This window comes from Trueperaceae bacterium, from assembly GCA_036381595.1.
Lineage (GTDB): Bacteria > Deinococcota > Deinococci > Deinococcales > Trueperaceae > DASVCN01.
Genome location: DASVCN010000036.1, coordinates 1 through 18901 on the forward strand (window position 1 = coordinate 1; position 18901 = coordinate 18901).

At 62.5% G+C, this 18901-nt stretch carries 17 protein-coding genes; 6 read left to right on the forward strand and 11 right to left on the reverse strand.

All coding sequences use genetic code 11. The annotated features are described in order from the left end of the window. Both VF168_12775 and VF168_12780 read left to right on the forward strand, forming a co-directional pair. Nucleotides 1-360, forward strand: a 360-nt coding sequence (locus tag VF168_12775; protein ID HEX7005052.1) for a hypothetical protein, incomplete at its 5' end; no start/stop codon positions are given. A 24-nt stretch (nt 361-384) separates the two neighbouring features. Then, nucleotides 385-576, forward strand: a complete 192-nt coding sequence (locus VF168_12780; GenBank protein ID HEX7005053.1) for a hypothetical protein — start codon at nt 385-387, stop codon at nt 574-576. A 13-nt stretch (nt 577-589) separates the two neighbouring features. On the opposite strand, the gene pxpB is transcribed toward VF168_12780, so the two are convergent. After that, entirely contained in the window at nt 590-2116 is a 1527-nt protein-coding gene (gene pxpB, locus VF168_12785; protein ID HEX7005054.1) for a 5-oxoprolinase subunit PxpB, read from the reverse strand. A 10-nt stretch (nt 2117-2126) separates the two neighbouring features. Next, on the reverse strand, nt 2127-2873 hold the full coding sequence (locus VF168_12790) for a 5-oxoprolinase subunit PxpA (GenBank protein ID HEX7005055.1): 747 nt from the start codon (nt 2871-2873) through the stop codon (nt 2127-2129). Between the two features lie 273 nt (nt 2874-3146). On the opposite strand from VF168_12790, the gene VF168_12795 reads away from it, so the two are divergent. From VF168_12795 to VF168_12810, 4 genes are all read left to right on the forward strand, one after another. Then, entirely contained in the window at nt 3147-4142 is a 996-nt protein-coding gene (locus VF168_12795; protein ID HEX7005056.1) for an ABC transporter substrate-binding protein, read from the forward strand. A gap of 102 nt (nt 4143-4244) precedes the next feature. Beyond that, a complete protein-coding gene (locus VF168_12800) occupies nt 4245-5066 on the forward strand; it encodes an ABC transporter permease subunit (protein HEX7005057.1) in 822 nt (273 codons plus the stop codon). A 3-nt stretch (nt 5067-5069) separates the two neighbouring features. Then, nucleotides 5070-5855: an ABC transporter ATP-binding protein gene (locus VF168_12805; protein ID HEX7005058.1), complete on the forward strand. Its 786-nt coding sequence runs from the start codon at nt 5070-5072 to the stop codon at nt 5853-5855. Nucleotides 5856-6019: 164 nt separating this feature from the next. Continuing rightward, nucleotides 6020-6628: a hypothetical protein gene (locus VF168_12810; protein ID HEX7005059.1), complete on the forward strand. Its 609-nt coding sequence runs from the start codon at nt 6020-6022 to the stop codon at nt 6626-6628. Here VF168_12810 and VF168_12815 read toward each other — a convergent pair whose 3' ends face one another. The 9 genes from VF168_12815 to VF168_12855 form a co-directional block, all read right to left on the reverse strand. Continuing rightward, the gene (locus VF168_12815) at nt 6629-10876 is read right to left on the reverse strand and encodes a VWA domain-containing protein (protein ID HEX7005060.1); all 4248 of its coding nucleotides are present in this window, start codon (nt 10874-10876) and stop codon (nt 6629-6631) included. Beyond that, nucleotides 10873-11631, reverse strand: coding sequence for a DUF58 domain-containing protein (locus VF168_12820; protein HEX7005061.1), 759 nt, complete (start codon nt 11629-11631; stop codon nt 10873-10875). Before VF168_12820 ends, VF168_12815 begins: the two co-directional genes overlap by 4 nt. A 110-nt stretch (nt 11632-11741) precedes the next feature. Next, nucleotides 11742-12743, reverse strand: coding sequence for an AAA family ATPase (locus VF168_12825; protein HEX7005062.1), 1002 nt, complete (start codon nt 12741-12743; stop codon nt 11742-11744). Nucleotides 12744-12821: 78 nt separating this feature from the next. Then, complete coding sequence (locus VF168_12830) at nt 12822-13721, reverse strand: hypothetical protein (protein HEX7005063.1); 900 nt, start codon at nt 13719-13721, stop codon at nt 12822-12824. A 630-nt stretch (nt 13722-14351) separates the two neighbouring features. Beyond that, complete coding sequence (locus VF168_12835; GenBank protein HEX7005064.1) at nt 14352-15095, reverse strand: transporter substrate-binding domain-containing protein; 744 nt, start codon at nt 15093-15095, stop codon at nt 14352-14354. Between the two features lie 183 nt (nt 15096-15278). Beyond that, nucleotides 15279-16961: a PQQ-binding-like beta-propeller repeat protein gene (locus tag VF168_12840; GenBank protein ID HEX7005065.1), complete on the reverse strand. Its 1683-nt coding sequence runs from the start codon at nt 16959-16961 to the stop codon at nt 15279-15281. Nucleotides 16962-17116: 155 nt separating this feature from the next. Further along, on the reverse strand, nt 17117-17557 hold the full coding sequence (locus VF168_12845) for a cytochrome c (protein ID HEX7005066.1): 441 nt from the start codon (nt 17555-17557) through the stop codon (nt 17117-17119). A 234-nt stretch (nt 17558-17791) separates the two neighbouring features. Continuing rightward, the gene (locus VF168_12850; protein HEX7005067.1) at nt 17792-18625 is read right to left on the reverse strand and encodes a transporter substrate-binding domain-containing protein; all 834 of its coding nucleotides are present in this window, start codon (nt 18623-18625) and stop codon (nt 17792-17794) included. A gap of 6 nt (nt 18626-18631) precedes the next feature. Then, the coding region (locus VF168_12855) for a hypothetical protein (protein HEX7005068.1) at nt 18632-18901 on the reverse strand (270 nt) is incomplete at its 5' end.

Consider the following 18901-nt stretch of genomic DNA (forward strand, 5'->3'; position numbering starts at 1 on the left):
TCGGTACACCCCGAGGATGTGGAGTCGTGGTTCGCCCGGCCCGAGCGAGCAGTCGAGGTGATCGAGGGAGTACGGAACGCGGAAGTACTCTCCGACCCCAGCGGGCGCTACGAGGAGACCCGCTCTCGAGCGAAGGCGTTCGTATGGGATGAGGGGATGCGACGCAAGGCCAACGTCTGGATCCTCGCGCGGATGGTCGGCTGGGTCGAGGAGGTGCACAAGGGGGTAGAGGGGCTGAGGCGCGATGACCCCGGCCGCCTGCTCAACGCTCGCTTCGGCCTCTTATGGGGCCTGGCCCGCGTCCTCCTGGTGCGGCACGGTATCCTCCTCTCCGGCGACAACACCTTCCTGGTCCAATAACACGACGCCCTGAAGGATGAAGGGATGGCGCGCCTCATCGACAGATCGTTCGGTATTGATGACGTTTCACTTGCAAAGCAGGTGAGAGCAGGCCTCGAGCTCTACGTCGCGGTTGCCGAACGGGTGGAGCCGGCACTGAGCAGTACAGGGGGAGAGCTGGTGCGTACAACCGTAGGGCGCCTGCGCGATTGGTTGGCGGATCGACCGGGCCACTAGATCGAGTCGCTCCTCAGCTGACCCACTCACCATCCACCAACTCGAAACGCACCCGGTCGCCGGGCCGGAGCTGTCCAGCCAGCGGCAGGTCTTCGGGATGGAGCAGGGCAGGCTTGTCGTAACCGCCGAGGCTTCCGCGGTCGTTGAGCAGCAGTATCGGCCGCCCGCCGGGAGGCACTTGCAGAGCTCCCACTGGAACCGCTTCGGAGAGGATCTCGCCCCCCGGCACCTGTGCGCCGTCGAGCCTCAGCCCGACCCGGTCGCCCTCGGCCACGGTGAACTGGGCCTGCACTAGCTCCCGCCCGGCTTCGGCCGAGGCCTGGGGACCAGGGAGCAACCGCAACCGCCGCCCCGAACCCCGGTGGGGGACGAACGAACGACCAGGCTTCACCTGCCTCGTCGAGGCCCGACCCAGCAGGTCACCCTCTCGCAAGGGCCTCCCGATCAATCCTCGCAAGTCCACCGATGCGCTACCCGCGAACGTCTCCGACTCGATCCCCCCGGCAACGGCGAGGTAAGCCCGGCAACCGCGACCCGCCGGGTCCGACTCGAACGAGAGCAGTTCCCCCCGAGCGAGTGCGAAGCTCGCGAACGGCTCGAGTACCCTCCCGTCTACGGCGGGCAGCAGCCCATAGCCGGCGAAGGCCACGACCACCGGCTCCAGGCACTCCAGTACCGGCCCGTGCAGATTGAGCTCGAGCAGGGGTGCTGTTCGGGGATTGCCCAGCAGGGCATTGGCCAAGGCGGCCGATGCTGGATCGAGCGGGCCGCTGCGGGAAAGGCCGAAGCGGCCGACCATCTGCCGGCCCCCGTCGAGGACGAGGTCGAGCAGGCCGGGTTCGCGCACCTCGAGCACCGGTCTGGCCGGTTCCCGGGGGAGCAGGCGGAGCGGTTCGGGTTCGGCGGGCGAGGTCCCGCCTTTCCTGGCGACGAAGCGCACCCGATGGCCGGGCTCGAGCAGGAACGGCTGCTCACGGTTGGGATCGTAGATCGCCACCAGGCTGCGACCCAGGAGTTGCCAGCCGCCGGGTGAGTCGAGCGGGTAGATCCCGGTCTGGTTGCCGGCCATAGCCAGCGAGTGGGCAGGCACGCGCTTGCGAGGGTTCGGGTGACGGGGCGATCTGATCTGCTCGGGAACCTCGCCCATGAACGGGAATCCAGGCAGGAAGCCGCAGGCATAGACCCGATAGGTCGGCTCTGAATGGTGTCGAGCGAGCTCGAGGGTGGTGGAACCCAAGGCCGAGGCCACCCTCGCCAGATCCTCTCCGTCGTATACGACCGGTATCTCGACAACCCCCCTCTCGCCCGGCCGCCCCGCTTGGGCGGACTGCTCGCCGGAGGCGTCGATCCAGCGCATCACCTCTGCCTTGGAGCGTCTCGTCGCGTCGAATTCGACGTAGAGGGAGGCGTAGCCGGGTACGAGGTCGGTGACGCCTTCGAGCGGCCTGGTAAGGAGGCCACGCATGAGCGCGTGAACCCTTTCGTTGCTCTCTTCGTCGATCCGGGAACCGAAGCGGACGTAGAGCCCAGCGGGCCGCACCGGCCCACCCTCAGAAAGCGGCAACCTCGACCCCCGCCTCCTCCAACGCTTCCCGCACGGCCCTGGCGATCTCCACCGCCTCGGGGTTGTCGCCGTGGATGCAGAGCGTCTCGGCCTCGAGCCTCACTCGTGCGCCGTCGAGGGTCTCGAACGGTTCCCCGCGGGTCATGGCGAGGGCGCGAGCAGCCGCCGCCTCCGGACTCCGGATGAGCGAACCGGGCAACGCCCGTGACGCGAGCAGTCCGCTCGCGAGATAACCGCGGTCGGGGAAGGCCTCGGCGACGGTCCGCACTCCCTCTGCCCTCGCCCACGCCTCCATACTGCTCCCGGCCAGGACTACGAGCGGCAACTCCTCGGCGAACGCCTTGACAGCGGCGGCAACCGCCCGGCACAAGCCTTCGTCCCGGCCCATCTGCATGTAGAGGGCCCCGTGTGGCTTGACGTGATGGAGCTCGGCGAAGGCAGAGAGAGCTCCGAGCTGGTACAGCACATCGGCGTGCGCCTCTTCGGCGCTCGTCTTCATCTCGCGCCGCCCGAAGCCGACCCGGTCGGGGAATCCCGGATGCGCGCCCACCGCCGTCCCGTGCTCGTAAGCCAGGCGTACCGAGCGCTGGATCGTGAGCGGATCGCCGGCGTGGAAGCCGCAGGCGAGGTTCACCGACGTGACGAGCGGGAAAAGTTCCTCGTCACGTCCCATCGGCCAAGGCCCGTACGACTCGCCGGCGTCTGCGTTCAGGTCTATCGAATGGCGGGCCACCGCGGCTCCTTCCTACCAAGCAGGGGAAGACGTTAGGCGAAGTCTACGTCACTGCTCCGACTGGCCGAGCAACTATCCAACATTGCCCGTACGGCTTCGACGAGTACCGCTTTGTCGATTGCTCTGCCCCCTAGAGGTGTACCTAGAAGAGCAATCCAGCAGCAGGTTCGCAAGTTTGTCCGTTCGGTTCTCGTTCTGAACCGGAGAGAGGTGGCAGGCGTGATAGTTTGGCCGAAACGGCCACAGCACTAACTAGGGGAAGGAGATAGAAAGATGAAGCCCATTCACGCCCTGTTGCTGACCCTCGCTCTGCTCTTCGCCGGTACGGCCGCCGCCCAGGCCGGCGAGTGCGAAGAGGTATTCACCGTTCGCCCAGGCATGCAGGCGACCGGCACCTTCTCATGGGTGGTCCACGCGATGGATTACTTCGGGACGGCCGAGGAGTACTGCCTCGAGCTGGAACCGACCACCTACGCCAGCAAGCAGGCGGCGGAACTCGCGCTACGTGCCGGCGAGGCAGATGTGGTCGTCGACGACATCATCGGCGCGGTGACGCTGCGCAACAACGGTATTCCGGTCAAGGCGGTCTACCCGTACAGCAAGGCTACTGGCGGAGTCGTCGTCCCCGTCGACAGCGAGATAACCTCGATACCGGACCTCGAAGGCAAGACGATCGCCGCCTCGAGTCTCGACGACAAGAGTCTTCTTATCCTGCGGGCGCTCACGACCAGCGAGTACGGCTTCGACCCGCAAGAGGACGGCGAGACGTTGCAGGCGGCCCCCTGGCTCATGGCCGGGCTGCTCGAATCCGGCGAGATCGATGCTGGTATTCCGTACTGGCACTTCGTGGCCCGCATGACCGCTACCGGTGAGTTCCGCGATCTGATGATGGTGACCGAGATGCTCGACCAGCTCGGCATGAGGAGCGACCTGCCTATCCTGGTCGTCGTGGCCCGGGATGGAGTCGAGGACGAAGCCGTTCGGAGGTTCATCGAGGCCCTCATCGCGACGACCGACAGGATGCAGAACGATGATGGCATCTGGCAATCGATCCTGGACAACGAGCTCTACAGCCTCCCCGACCCGTCGCTCTTCCCCGAGGTTCGCAAGCGCTGGGAGGCAGGACTGCCTGAGGAATGGAACCAGGAGATGATCGACCAGCTCGTCGAGCTCGTCGACCGCTTGGTGGAGGTAGCCGGGCCCGAAGTGGTGGGCGTGGAACGAATCGATCCTGAGGCCTTCACGACCGAGTTCGCTCCCGAGGGCTGAACAAGGTCGCCTGCACCGGCCGAACTGACATAGTCATTGTCGCCGGACCCGCCCACGGGCGGGCCCGGCGAAAGTTATCTTGGGAGCCAGTAGGCTAACCACGTGACAGGACGAGAGATCAGCCGTACGAAGGTCGCCGCCGGCCGCGGACCGGTGATGGGCAGGCAGGCCAGAGGTGCCATCCTCCGGGGGCTCTCCTATCTCTCGATCCTGGTCGCCTGGCTGATCGCAGCGGCGCTGATGGACACGGACCTGATGCCAGGCCCCGTAGCGACCTTCGAGTTCATCCTTCACGAACTCGAACGCGGCGTTTTGCTGATGCACCTGTGGGCTACCGTCCAGCGGGTACTCATCGCCTTCACCGTCGCGCTCCTGTTGGGAATCGGCATCGGTGCGGCCATGGGCTTGTCGAAGCGCATCGACGATCTCCTGGAGGGCTGGCTCGTTGCCGGTCTCACCATCCCTCGGATAATCCTCTTCGTCATGGCCTACCTGCTGCTGGGTCTCAGCGACAGCGCAGCGATCGCCGCCCTGGTGGTGACGGTACTGCCCACCGTCGTCGTTCAGATCCGCGAAGGGACTCGCGCACTCGACGGCAAACTGATCGAGATGGCCGTGGCCTACCGGCGCTCGAAACCGGCGCTTTGGCGCCACGTGATCCTCCCGCAACTGATGCCGTACGTCATCGGCACCTCCCGTGCGAGTCTTTCCCTGGCTTGGAAGATGGTGGTTCTCGCCGAACTGCTGGGCCGGACGAGCGGCGTAGGGTACCAGATTTCCTTCTACTTCCAGATGTTCAACATGAAAGGGATCCTCGCTTACGGGGTCACCATGATGGTGATCCTCGCCATCATCGACGTGGTCGTGTTCGGTGCGATTCAGCGAAGCGCCTTCCGTTGGCGCCGACCCGCGAGCGGAGCCTGACGCGTGGCCGGCATCCGGGCACGCGACATCCGCAAGACGTTCAGGCTGCCGGGAGGCGCGCAGAGGCTAGCACTCGGCGGAGTCGACCTAGATATCGCCGACGGCGAGTTCATCTCTTTGCTCGGCCCGTCCGGCTGTGGCAAGACCACCCTTCTCAACATCCTCAGCGGGCTGGAGCCGGAGTATCGCGGTCGGATCGAGTTCACGAACGGCAGCAGTGAACCCGGAACCCGGCCCAGGTTCAGTTACATGTTCCAGGAATCGAGGCTCCTGCCGTGGCGCACTGTGCGCGACAATCTTCGGTTCGTACTGCGAGGCACCAGGAACGGGTCGGCGGACGACGCTATCGACGAGTGGCTCGCGAGGGTCGGCCTTTCAGGCTCTTCCAACCTGTATCCAGCTCAGCTGTCCGTGGGCATGCAACAGAGGGTCTCTCTCGCTCGCGCCCTCATCGTGCGACCAGAAGTGCTCTTCATGGATGAGCCTCTGAGCGCCCTGGACGAACTCACCGCAACTCAGATGCGTGACGAACTGCTGAGTCTCTGGATGGAGCAGCAGCCTACCGTGGTCTTCGTGACCCACAACCCGTTGGAAGCGGTTTACCTCTCCGACCGGGTGCTCATCATGAGTCCTGGTCCGGGGAGGATCATCGAGGTGCTCGACATCAAGCAGGAGCTGCCCAGGCCCCGAAGCGCCGAGGACAGCCGGGTTTGGGAGCTCTCCCGCGAATGCGTGCGGGTGCTGAGGGGTGAAGGGGCGAAAGGCGGACTGGCGAAGAGTCCAGCCTGATCGATCGTGCTGCGTGGATGATGTCGGATCGGAAGTGGGCTCCGACCTGGTGTCCGGTGTTACCGTCAGTCGGATGCTGCGGGGAGTTGGACTTAGAACTGGTGCCTGCCTCGAGAGACTCCGTCCGAACGGGGACATGAGCGAGAAGGGACAATGATGCCTCCTTGCTGGATCTGAGCTTTCAGCAACTGCTGCTGCGCGCTGGCGGAGTTCTCCTGCTCTCGCTCGTCCACGGTATTGCACTTGTTCTCATCGCTCGAGCCCTGGGAAACAAGCGCCCGCAATACGAGGGCCGGCTTACGATCAATCCCTTCCAGCATTTGGACGTGCTCGGAGCCATGGCCCTGATACTGTTCTCCTACGGTTGGGGCAGACCGGTTGAGGTCGACGGGATGAGCCCGCGTAAACGCCTCTTTCTCGCTCTTGGATCGTTGCTGGCAACACTCCTGGTTACCTTGCTGCTAGCGAACGCTCTCTGGAGCCTGGGCGCCATTTTTCCTGGTTCTACGGCAGCAACGGTCACGGCGTTCGCGCGGATCTATTCGGAGATTGCTGCTGGTTTCATCGCTCTCAACTGGTTTCCCTTGCTGCCCCTAACTGGCGGTCTCCTGATGCCGGCAATTTCTCGGCCACTTTCGAACTGGGCGCGCCGCCACCACGTACTGGTAACCCTATGCCTCCTCGCCTTGATACTCTCCGGTGCCGTTGGTAGGGTACTGGATCCCCTCAGGCTCGCTCTGACCAGCTTCATATCAGCAGCTTCGTTCGCCTAGTCAAGAAGTTACCCGCGGAGCTTCGGCAGCTGAAACGACGCGGCCGCGAAATCCGGCCGGCAGTGCCTGGCTCAGATAGCGCATGGCAAGCTCGGTCAAGAGGAGAAGACCAGCCAGCACTCCCCAAAGGGGCCATGCACTTACGGGGAGCCACAGAACCTTCGGCTTACCTGCCGCAGGAAGCTCTTCAACCATCGAACCGCCTGTGATCGACGCCAACCACAAGAACTCTTCGAAGTCTCGCCCCGAGAAGTCGAAAGCTGTGGGGTAGGAGACGTAGAAGCTGTGAGCCATATAGCTCGAGTCCTGGTCGGACCCTACAGCCGTCACTCTGTACGTGCCCCTTCCCCAGGTGGAGATGGTGGCCGCCTGCCGACCCATCGAGGCTCTCTCCAGTTCGACTTCCACCCGCCGCCCGCCAGGCCCCTCTACCGACGCAATCCTAGATTCGGATTGTCCGAAGACCTCTATCCGCAGTTTGTCACCTAGCTGGTGCACGCTCAAACCGTTAGGCGGTGAGTCCGGAGGCATGAGCCAGCGAATGAGCTGTACCCAGAGTACGGGGAACGACTCGAGCTTCATCCACGGTTCGACCCATGGACCCGCTCCCTGTGACGTAAAGGCAGCTACGCGGCCCAATCCGTAACGCCATGAGGCAAGAAGGGGCGCTTCATCGGATGCGTAGTAGTGCACCGTGGCTTCGGGGCGTTCCGTTGTCATGACGAAACCGTGCAAGCCAGGCAAGGAGACGTTCCTGGTGAATTCTGTGCCGATACCCACGGAGGGCAGGAAGGCGTCCCGCTGCACCGGATCGTCAGAGAGGAGCAGCGCTTCTTGCGCGAGGATGCTCGGCAGGGCGTTGAAGTCGTCGGTCACGTGCGATGACCCGTTACCCCAGCGAGCGATGTCCTGCACCAGCGTGCCATCGGCGCTGGCGCCTATGGCAGCCGTGCTGACCGTGATCCCGGCGGAACGGATCTCAGCTACCAGCGACTCGAACTCTCCCGGTTGGGACAATCCATCTGTCATGAGCACTATGTGCCGGCTCATCCCTGGATCGGCCTTCATCAGCTCTGTGAATGCCCGTTCCAGGCCCGGATATATCGATGTGCCGCCGCCCGGGGTCAGTTCCGCCAGGGCGCGGTCGATCGCCGTCCTATTCGTCGGATTCTGCAACGGCACTACCGTACGGGCATCGGCATCGAATGCGACGACAGTCACCAGGCTCTCCTGGTCAAGCAGTCCGATCGCTTCCATCGTGGCGGCCTTGGCGATCTCGAGCCGCTGTACGTTGTCGACCAGTTGCCGCATGCTCCCGGATCGATCTACGACGAAGGCGATCGCGACGGCAGCCTTCTCTTGGGGAACCTTGGTCGACAGGGGCAGGAGTTCCTCGAGCTTGGTCGAGTAGTAGCCGCCAGGCCCGAATGTGTTGGGCCCACTAAGCACGAGGAGGCCACCGCCATGGTCACGGACCCATTGGGTCATCTGCTCCTGTTGCTCCGAACTCAGTTCGAGTGCGGGCACGTTCATGAGTACGACTACGTCGTAATCACGCCAGCCACGAAGGGAATCGCTGTCGAGGTAGTGCGGAAACTGATCGGTCGTGAGGACCTCTGCCTCTATTCCGTGCAGTGAGATGGCGTCGCGGAAGCGCTGGCCGGCCAAGGAATCTGCGGCGAAGATACCCACCCTCGGTCCCTCGCTCACGCTCACTACCGCTCCAGCCGCGTTATTGCCGGTCAGATCATCCCCCAAGGTCTCTAACTCCAACTCGTAGACCCGACTGCCTCCTCTTGCTTCGGTGCGCTCGAATACCAGTCGGTGATCCCCACTGGCGAGGTCTACGGCCCCTTCCTGCACAATCTGCCCATCCCTCAGGAGCCGGTAAGTCGAGTGGACCGGCCCGAAGGCGTGAAGAATGAAATGGAGTTCGAATGGGCGTCCCGCTTGTGCGGCCTGCCACGAAGTCACACTGCTCACCTCGACTTCGCCAGCCTGCGGGACCGGTAGCGGCAGGAAGGAAACCCGAGCTCCAGCCTGCCTCGATAGCATGCCCGTATCTGTCACCAAATCGTTCGACTCGCTGTTTCCACTGGTGACCAGGAGGACGTCGGGAGAGACATCCGCACCGGGAACGAGAGCCAGTGCATCGTCCACAGCATCCGACGGGTGCGGGCCGCCATCGACTACCAGCCAGCCCTCTTCCGCGGCCTGTGTTAGCGCCTTTGCCCTTGCAAGAGCCGCAGGACCGGTCAACTGCTCACCGCTTTCGACGAGGAGAATCCGATCCGCCGGGCGCAGTGGCAGCGCCAACGGCACCTGGAATACGGCCATCAGGAGCAGGCACACGACGACCGCACGGATCAGGAGCTGGAGCAGAGTGGAGCCTTCGAGCCGGCCTCCTCGGTGAGGTATTGCCAGATGACCAAGACGGGCCGCCGCGAGAAGTTCGGCGACCAACAGTAGGAGTGCAGCGGCGAAGAGCCCCTTGCTCAGCATCTCCTCGCTCTTGCCCCCGGTCCACCGGCCTTCTAGCGGTCCGAACGCCGAAGACTCGGAGGGGGCCGCGAAGTTGACGGGACTCACCCTCCCGTTCGTGCGGTACAGGCCGGGGGTAGCGAGCGACCGAGTGCCGAGGGCTTCGGACGGAACCCACGGGAGTCCGGCGTTCGGGAACGCTCGTGCCTCGCCGTCCGGCCCTGACAGTTGCCACTCACCCGCCACCACCCTGGGGTCGAGCCGGCAGCTCCCGCCGGCGAGGCAGCCTTCCTGGACGAACTCGCCCGCCTCGGGAACGATGAGCTTCGCGAGTGAGGCGATGAAGACCGGGAAACTCGCCAGATCCGGCCAATTGCTGTCATCAGGGCGGAATGCCATGAACAGATCGGTGCCGGTAGCCGAGTGCCGCACCTGTATCAAAGGGAAATCGCCGCCACCCAGTAAAGTGGTGGCGCCAGGAAGGGGCTCCATCGCCTGCGCCGCGTCGATCCGCAGGGTCGCCAGATCCAGGTCGCGCGATGCCGGATGTCGTTCGTTTATCGAGGCGACTTCGGGCGTAGGAATCGTCGTAGCGCCTTCGGCTATTGGGAGCCACAGGGTGTTTGTCCCCGGATGACGCTCGAGTCCATTACCAGCGACAACGAGGTCGTAAGTTGCGGAATCGACAGGCAGATCACTTCTGATCGCTACCTGGGCTCCGGGCAGGATCTCCAGAGCGCGCAGGAGTGAAGCGTCCACATCGCCGACCGCGAGGATCCTGAAAGGAACGCCCTCCGGATGAACGACTACGTGGTGGACGTTGTCGAGCTCGAGCCCATCGCGAGGCAAGCTGACCCTCAAGTAGCCGCCGTCAGGCAACTCCAGCCTGGCATGGAAATGGGCGGTGCCAGCAGCGTCGAATTCCAGCGGAATCTCGCGCCAGCGGATGGCCGAATCCGAACCAGACGGTTGGAACTCGAGTAACAAATCGGTGGGATGGTCGGAGCCCGACCGATCAAGCGTATCCGCTGGAGCGCTCCTAGTGGCGTCCGCCGGATATTGCCTGACGGTCCCCGCAACTAGCCACTCGTTACCTTCGACGTGCTCCACTGATACTTCGTCCAGCGCCAGGTTGACGTTGTCGCCGCGGACCGGGAGGAAGGAGAACTCCTCGATCCCCCAGGCCGGGACTTCATCGCCGATGACGGTCACGCTCAAGGCGTCATCTTCGGCAGCGAGCCTCGAGACGAGTTTGCCGACTGACGTCCAGTCGCTTGCTTGTGCTTGCGCCTCGAGGCGCTCCACCTCGTCGATAGCCAGTGCGACCGAATCAGCGGCCTTTACGAGAAAACGCGGGGGAGCGGTTGCCAGCAAGGTGACCCGCTCAAGCGAGCCTGCTCGCAGCCCGCGATGGAGGTAGGCCAACAGTCGTGAGCGCGCCCTATCGAAGCGGGTGCCGTCTTCGAGCGTCGCAAGCATGCTGGCCGAGGTGTCGATCACGATGAGGGCGTGCCCGCTGGGAGGAGGGGACCCCAAGGTTGGCCCAGACATCGCAAGCGCGATGAGTATCAGCGTCAGGACCTGCAGAAGCAGAGGCCAGGAGGGCTGCAATCGACCGCGGCGTCCCTTCCTTGCCGACAGATCCGAAAGTCGCTTCCACAGGAGCACGCTGGAAACTCGAACTGGGCGCCGGCGCCGCAGGTGCATGCCTAGAACCAGCGGCACCAGCGCCAGCAGCGAGAGCCAGATGGGGTCATTGAAGGTCAAGCTATCAGACCTCGGGCGCGCCAGGTTCCGAGCACGACATCTTCCAATGGGGAGTCGCTTCGAGTCTGGAAGTAGCGCGCAGCCCCGAGTAGCGATCGTTCGATGCCCTTGTTCCACGACTCGAGCTCCGCCCGATAACGTGCCGAATTCTCCTCACCCAGGTCGCATTCGACGCGATCGCCGGTCTCACTGTCCAGCAGATCGATGGGGCCCTGCCCGAGCAATCCCGGATCCAACTCCTCCGGGGACAACACCTGGTGCACGACGACATCGCGTCCGGCTATACGGAGGCGCAGCAGAGTTTCCTGGATCCCCGCGATGAGGCAGTCGCTTACCAGGAAGATCAGACCCCGACCCGGAGGCAGGCCGTTGAACATCCTTTCGAGCTGCTCAGCCTCGACTCCGCCTCCCACGCGCTCCCGTCGCGCCAACCAGTTGACGAGCTCCCCGAACCGGGCCACGCCTTGCAGCCGATGGGACCACTCCTGCCCCGGCCCACCTACGCAGATTCGTACCCGATCCCCGCCCGCCAGAGCTACATATCCAATGCTGGCAGTGATCTGGCGGGCCAGTAGCAGCTTGAGCGGTGTGCCCGTGGCCATCGAAGCGCTCATGTCGAGGAATACGACGATGTCAGCCGAGCGCTCGACCGCGTACCTCTTCACCTGGTGCTGTCCGGTACGAAGAAACGCTGCCGTATCTACCCTGCTGAAATCATCGCCGGGTTGGTACGACCGATATTCCTCGAACTCCATACCTTCGCCTGCTTGCCGGGAACGTCGGTGGCCGGGGCCAAAATGGGACGGCGGGCCGTACAGGAAGCGCGACCTTCTGAGCTGCTGCAGGATCGACAAAGGTAGGTCCATCACCTTCGCGACTTCGCCACTACCTCTTCGAAAGTGGACTCGACCAGCTCCTCCACCGAGATACCCTGCGCCTGCCCCTCGAAGTTGAGGATCAGGCGATGACGAAGCGCCGGGCCGAGGACGCGCTTCAGGTCGTCGAAGCCGACATGCATCCGACCGTTGATCAGCGCAAGGGCCCGTGCTGCCTTCAACAGCGACTGCGCCCCCCGGGGGCTGACGCCGTGCCGTAGGAAGCGCGCTAGTTCGGCTCGACCTCCCGTCTGAGACTTCATCACGATGTCGACAGCTGCCTGCCGAACATGACTGGCCACGACGACCGAGCGGGTGAGGGCCTGGAGTTGCAATAGGTCGCTGGACCCCATCACGGCCTGAAGCGGCGTGTCGTAGTCGTCTTGCGCCGCGAGGATCTCGTCGAGTATCGCCCTCGTGGGGAAGGGAACCACGACCTTGAGCAGGAAACGGTCGATCTGTGCCTCGGGCAGATCGTAGGTCCCGTCCATCTCGATCGGGTTCTGGGTCGCCAATACCAGGCAAGGCCTGGGAAGGAGATGCGTCTTTCCCGCCACTGTGGCCGTGCGTTCCTGCATCGCTTCCAGCAACGCCGACTGGGTTTTTGGCGTAGCCCTGTTGATCTCGTCGGCCAAGACGAGCTCGGCGAAGATCGGACCTGGTTGGAAAGCTGTGCGGGGACGCCCGGTCTCGTCGTAGGAGAGGACGACGGTGCCGGTAATGTCGGCCGGCATCAGGTCGGGCGTGAACTGGATCCGGGAGAATTGCAGACCTAACACCTCTGCCAGGGACTTCACCAGAAGAGTCTTGCCCAGCCCCGGTGAACCTTCCAACAGGACATGCCCATCGGCGAGGATCCCGACCAGCACCTCATCGAGGACCCCCTCCTGCCCCACTATTCGGCCGGCGACTGCCCCTCTCGCCATCGACAGTCTTGAAAGGAGATCCTGGACCTGGCCGGGGGTGCTCTCGACTATCGAATCAAGCTTCATGTTTGGGTCGATTTCCACGCTATGAAGAACCTTCCTGGCGGGTCTAGGACCGCTGCCTGCCGCTCTCGCGCTCGAATTTCACTTGCGGTCCTCGGCCGGGATTCTGGCGAAGTATCGGCTTACGACCTCGCGATACTCGTGGGGTATTCGCTCGGGCAATATCACGTTCTCCGTCAGACGGCGCCACTCGCCGATCGCGGGCCGCGCGTACTCGGAGGCAGTGAGGTTCTCCGCGACAGGCGCGCGAACACGAATGGTGCGAGAGGCTTCCTGAGCAGCCGGCAGTAGGAACTCCTCTCCATCCTGCCCGGCCAGCAAGTGGCCATCGGCGGCGACCTCGTCATTCGCGAAGACACCTGCCTGCTCCCCTTCAGCCTCGCCGATCGGCATAACATACTGCGCCTGCATTCGCTCCAAGGTCTCGCGCAGCTCCGCGATCTCGGGAACTACCTGGTTGTACTCCGACCTCGAAGGATCGTACTCCAGCACCTCTCGCGCATACATGAGTTCCCTGCCGCCTCTGCCCTTGGCCTCGGAGAGGGCAGAATCGTGGCCGCCGACCGCGCTTACCTCTTCGCCGTTCATGCCACGATCTTCGTAGCTTGCCCGCGAGTCGGTTGGTTCCGATGCACTCTCTCGAGCTTCGAGGGGGGAAGACGGTGAGGATGTTTGGCGAGCAAGCAAAGCTGTCGCCGCCGCCATGTTCTCTGCGAACCCCTGCCGGGCCACCGGACTATCGGCTAAGGCAGCATTGGCGTGTAGCATCAGCTGCCTGAGATGCTCCTGGGCCTCGACCGGCACCAACTCGACGCCTTCCAAGTCGACGGCAAGGCGCTCCAACTCACGGGCGATCGCCGCAGCGTACTCTCTCTCCTCGACCTGCGGCATCAACTCTTCGAGGGATGCCACGGCCTCGGTTATCACGGAGACGAAGAGGTCCGAATCGATCGCCGGCGTAGGTTCGGGAAAAACCACCACCAACGGAAGTAGGGCGAGCAGAAGAGTCCCTGCGCCGAAAACCAGCCCTAGGGCGGCAGTCCGCACGGGCACGGCGAAGATGGAGCGATCCAGGCGAGACGTGGATCGGAGCGCCTCCCCGATCGTGCTAACAAGAGCGAGACTAGGCCGGTTTTCGTCGCTCGGTTGGAGACCGAAGGTGAGGGCAGCGCCTGCGCTGTTTCGCGTAGAGTCGGTCGCGCCGAGTTCGTGGGCCGTGCTGATCGTCTCCGGCAGGCCATTGATCTCGTCGATCCGCCGGGCATACCGTTCTAGAGAGGGTCTTGCGAGCAGGTACCTTCCTACCGCAAGGACGATTCCGGACCCGGCCACAACGCTCGACCCGGTGATCGCACTTATGGCGGCGTAAGGAGGGAGCGAGGGTCTGGCGGCCCACTGCGACAACACCAACGCCGAAAAAGACCAGATGGCCGAGCACAGAACCCAGAGCAGGTCGGTACGTAGCCTTGTCTTTAGGTGGCTCTTCCTGACGCTTTCGAGTCTTGCCACAAGCAGATCGAAACCATCGGATGTTCCAGAACTGTGAACTGAGCCAGCGCTCATCGCATCTCACCCGCTCGGTCAACTCTAGCCTTTATCTGCCTGCGCCGCTTACCTCGCCGCAGGCGCCGTGAGTAGGGAGTCGTCCAGACCATGTCGAGCCAGGATTTCGGCGATCGTTCCGTTGGCAATCAGCGAGGCGATCGCCTGGTCGATAAGAGTCCTGATGTATACGCGATCCTCGTTCAGACTCATCCCTACCTGCCAATTCGTCGCAGGTACCTGGGCAAAGACTCTCGTCTCTAGCCCGACAGAAGCAGGATCGCCGCCGGTCAGGGCGTTCAAGCGGGGCTCGTAGAAGAAACCGGCTTGAACCTCTCCACGCAACAGGCCATCCAGGAGCTGCTCCTCTTGCCTGTAGACACGTCTGTTGGTGTCCGGGAAGTAGAAGGATATGGAAGCGTTCATCGGACTGCCCACAGCCATTCCGACCTTGGGTCCATCCGGATTGTCGAGCACGTTCGCAGGCTCAAGTGCTTCCGGCGATGAGCTTGCGAGAACATGACCCGTTACGAGGTAAGGCCTGGACACTATCACCCAGTCAGGGTGAACAGAGATATCACTCATCCGGGTTCCTAGAAACGCCTCACACTCGTCTCCCAGGAATATGAAAAGCAGGTTCTCGGGGACACCTTGAAACTGCCGCGCGGCATCCGCGTAGTCGTAACCGAATTCGAAGAACTCGACATCAAGAAGCAGCGCGTCTGCGATAGCTGTGCCGATGTCACGGTGCAGCTCCCACTCAGGCTCTCTAGTATCGAGGCAGAAGCGAATCGTGGAGGAATCGTGGATCAACTCTCCACGGTACATATCGACCGGTACGCCGGCAGGAAGCCCGATCTGTGCCAATGCGGGGGCGGGCGCTAAGAACGCCATCAAGAAGAGGAAAATAGGGCATCTCAAAAGAATTCACCTCAATAGGACTTTGGGATGCGGGTGATATCTCCCGCATCCCAAACGAGGCTAGGTGTTAAGCGTTCAGTCGTTGTCGAGCTTGAAGACGAAGATGCTGCCCGTGCCGGCGGGACCGAGCGCCTCGGGCGCGAAGTCACGGAGCATGGCGCTACCCACGAGTGAGCAGCAGCCTGCAGGAACAGCGACGTATTGCGTGCCGTCAACGGCGTAGCTGATCGGGTGGCCTTCGATCGGCCCGGTCAGTCGCGCGCCCCACAGCTCCTCACCGGTTTCTGCGTCGTAAGCACGGAAGAATCTGTCGGTGTGACCGGCGAAGACCAAGCCACCAGCGGTAGGCAGGGGAATGGCGGTCGTCGGGAGTTCGAACTCAACGCTCCAGGCAGGCTCGAGCGTATCAGCATGGAAGGCGAAGAGTTCGCCGATTCGATCCTCGTAACCTTCAGCGACGACACGGATATCATCGATGTTTCGCATGGGCATACCGTCGCTCCAAGCGAACCCTTCGACATCCATACAAACGTGGTTGCCACTGAGGTAGTAGAGATTGGTTTCCGGGCTGTAGGCGCGAGCCGGCCAGTCGGTACCTCCACGGGTGGAGGGACAGGCGATGACCCGCTCTCCCGGGTGAGGAATAACCTCTTCGTTATAGGTGGGGCGACCGGTCTCGGGGTCCACCGACTCGATCACGTTCTGGTAGACCACGAAAGTGTGGTCGATGTACTCACCGGTTTCACGGTTGAGGATGTTCAGGAAGCCGCCCTTGTTGGTGTGAAGGAGTGCAGGCACCGTTTCGCCATCGATCTCGAGATCAACTAGGATCGTCTCCATGACTGAGCCGAGGTCCCAGGAGTCGTTAGGCATCACTTGGTGGTACCAGACGATTTCACCCGTTTGGGGATCGAGCGCCAGAATGCTCCCCGTGTAGAGGTTGTCACCCGGCCTCGACTGAGGAGTATACGGGTCGGGGTTGCCAGTGCCGACGTAGACGAGGTTCAGTTCGGGATCGTAGCTCGGAGTCATCCAGGCCGAGGCGTGTCCGACTTCGGCGGTACCTTCGACCTCCCAGGTCTCATAGCCGGGCTCACCTGGCCCAGGGATCATGTATGTCTTCCACAGCACCTCGCCGGACTCGGGATCGGTACCCGTCACGAACGCGCGGTCGTATCCTTTGGCGCTATTACCAGAGATGAGGACGCCGTCGGCGATGATGCCGGGGGAGGTGTAACCACCACCATCCGTAAAGGTCTTCCACACTTCCTGGCCGGTTTCGGCGTCGACGGCAACGATATGGCTGTCGCCGAAGTGGCCGATCACCATATCTTGGAAGAGGGTCAAGCCGCGGGAAGTGCTCGAACCGCCAACGCCAAGTTCCGCCCGTTCCTCGGCGGGCAGCATTTCGTATTCGTAGGTCCATAGCAGGTCGCCGGTCGCCGCGTCCATGGCCATTATGCGAGTAGCGCCAGCCTGTAGGAACATGCGGCCATTGGCTACTACTGGCGTCCATTCGACCTGGCCGGCAACGCCGGTATCGATCGACCAGGCGAGTTCCAGGTCGGAGACGTTCTCCGTATTGATCTGGTCCAGAGGGCTGTAGCCCCAGGAGTTGGGGGTACGGCGCTTGGACGGCCAAGCGCTCGCGGGTGGGTTCGTGAGGAACTCTTCGGTGATAGATTGCCAGGGTTCCAACTGAGCAAAGCAAGCACCCAGGAAAAGGGCGAGAATGACTGCTACTATCGATTTCTTCATGACGTTCACGACAGCTCCTTCGGGAGGGAAAACCGCACAACTGTATTCAAATATCTACCGGACCTGCGCCGCATCTCAGACGCCTCAGCTTCTCCAGTGGGGCCTCCTCTCGTCCACCAATTGAATGGCAAAGAATTCAGCCCTGGAGCGCGGCTTCACTCGGCGTCGGGATCGACCCTCGTACTGCCCAGCGCTTCAGATTCGGCCGTCAGTTCAGTGCTCCCCGCAGGATGCCCATTGTTGGACAGGATGAACGCAACGATATCGGCGTAGGCCTGGTCGCTCAAAGTTCCGGCGAGGCCAAGAGGCATGTTCTCTTGGACGAAATCGAACAGTTCCTGCACCCTTTTGGGGCCCCAACGCGACATGAACGGATCCCCAGTGAGCGCTGGTCCCATCCCCCCGTTGAGTCGTATGCCGTGACACGAAGCGCAACTCTGGAAGTAGGCCTGCTGACCTCGCTTGGCCTGATCCTCAGTGTAGATGCCGCCTGCCGAATTCGAGTTTTCGTCGGTGCTGGCGCTTTCCTGCGCCAAGCCGGTGACCGGCAGCGAGAGCACCAGTACCACGAGAGCGAACATTGAGAGCCTGGACATCAATCTTCCCTTTCCCTTTCTTTTGCAAGGGCAAACTCAAGGCAGCTGGCGACTGCCGCCCCGATCTGAACCTTGGTTCGTAAGGAAAATTACCATAGAAGCGAGGCGCCAACAAGGCGAATCTAGTGTGTACAAGTGCGGACCGCAATGCTGAGAGACAACGCCGCTCACGCCCAATGGGGCGTGACCTGACTCGCGCTAGGTGCCCCGTTCAGCCCATCGCACGAGCATTGCTTAACGGATACCGTCTTCCCCCCAACGACTTTGTTCAACCTTAGTTACACCGATCTCTGCTACACCATAGCGTTCGCGCAGGTCATCCAACCTACCGCTCACTTCCAGATCCCGCATTGCGCCAACCACAGCTCGTTTCAGGGTCACATCCCCTTTCCACATACCGAGCACCAGAGGATAGCTCGTCAACCTCTCGGAGGCCCACTCGAGGTTCCAGGAGTAGAGGTCGGCTACACGGGTCGCGGTTAGCGCCTCCATGAGCAGGCCGTCAACCTCGCCGGCTTCCAGTGCCGCAGTTGCTTCCCGTACCGAACCGAGCGGAACGGCCGCGATGCCCTCCTCCCCCAGAAATTGACTCAGTTCCAACCGATCGAAGTTCACGTTGCTGAAATAGACTCCGACTCTCGTCAGCTCGCCCAAGCCACGGCCCTCTGGGGTGATCAACATCCAGCCGGTGACCAGGTAAGAAGGGGTGACCTCCAAGAATGAACGAGTTGTCGCAGTATCGACAGTGCCGCCCGCCAGCAACTGGCATTGGGAGCGAGTAACGTTCCATTTCCTCGGATCGAACGATGTACCCATGGCTGGGTTGACGGCCATGTAGGCATCGACGCCCAACTCCTTGGCAACTGCCTTGACCAAATCGACATCGAGTCCAGGATTTCGGGCGTCGCCCGTAACCAGCGGGGGATAGGAGGTGGGCACGCACACTCGTAGGACGCCGGCCTCCCGTACCTGCTGAAGCGAGGTATCTGGCGGCAGGAAAGACGCCAGCACGACCAAGCCGATGACTAAACCAAGACGCAGAGCCGTCCCGGCGCTCTCACTAGTCAAGTTCTCTCAGGCCTTCCGGAAATCGAGCCAGGCGACGACGTAGAGGATGACAGCCAGGACGGCCATCACAACCGGGCCAAGCAACGGTTGGAACTGATTGAAGCCGATGAATATACCTCGCAGCGCATCGACCGCATAGGTAATCGGATTCCAGGTAACCAGAAAGATGAGCCAGTCCGGATAATGGACCGCAGTCTGGGTTCGGGTAAGAGCCGGATCTAGCGGGAAGATCGAACTCGACAGGAAGTATAGGGGGAGTATTACCAAGTTGCTGAA

Excerpts from the sequence above, each read along its gene's own strand:
- VF168_12780 (HEX7005053.1), top strand. The coding sequence starts at position 385 with ATGGCGCGCCTCATCGACAGATCGTTCGGTATTGATGACGTTTCACTT.
- VF168_12795 (HEX7005056.1), top strand. The coding sequence starts at position 3,147 with ATGAAGCCCATTCACGCCCTGTTGCTGACCCTCGCTCTGCTCTTCGCC.
- VF168_12820 (HEX7005061.1), bottom strand. The coding sequence starts at position 11,631 with ATGGAGTTCGAGGAATATCGGTCGTACCAACCCGGCGATGATTTCAGC.
- VF168_12825 (HEX7005062.1), bottom strand. The coding sequence starts at position 12,743 with ATGAAGCTTGATTCGATAGTCGAGAGCACCCCCGGCCAGGTCCAGGAT.
- VF168_12840 (HEX7005065.1), bottom strand. The coding sequence starts at position 16,961 with ATGAAGAAATCGATAGTAGCAGTCATTCTCGCCCTTTTCCTGGGTGCT.
- VF168_12845 (HEX7005066.1), bottom strand. The coding sequence starts at position 17,557 with ATGTCCAGGCTCTCAATGTTCGCTCTCGTGGTACTGGTGCTCTCGCTG.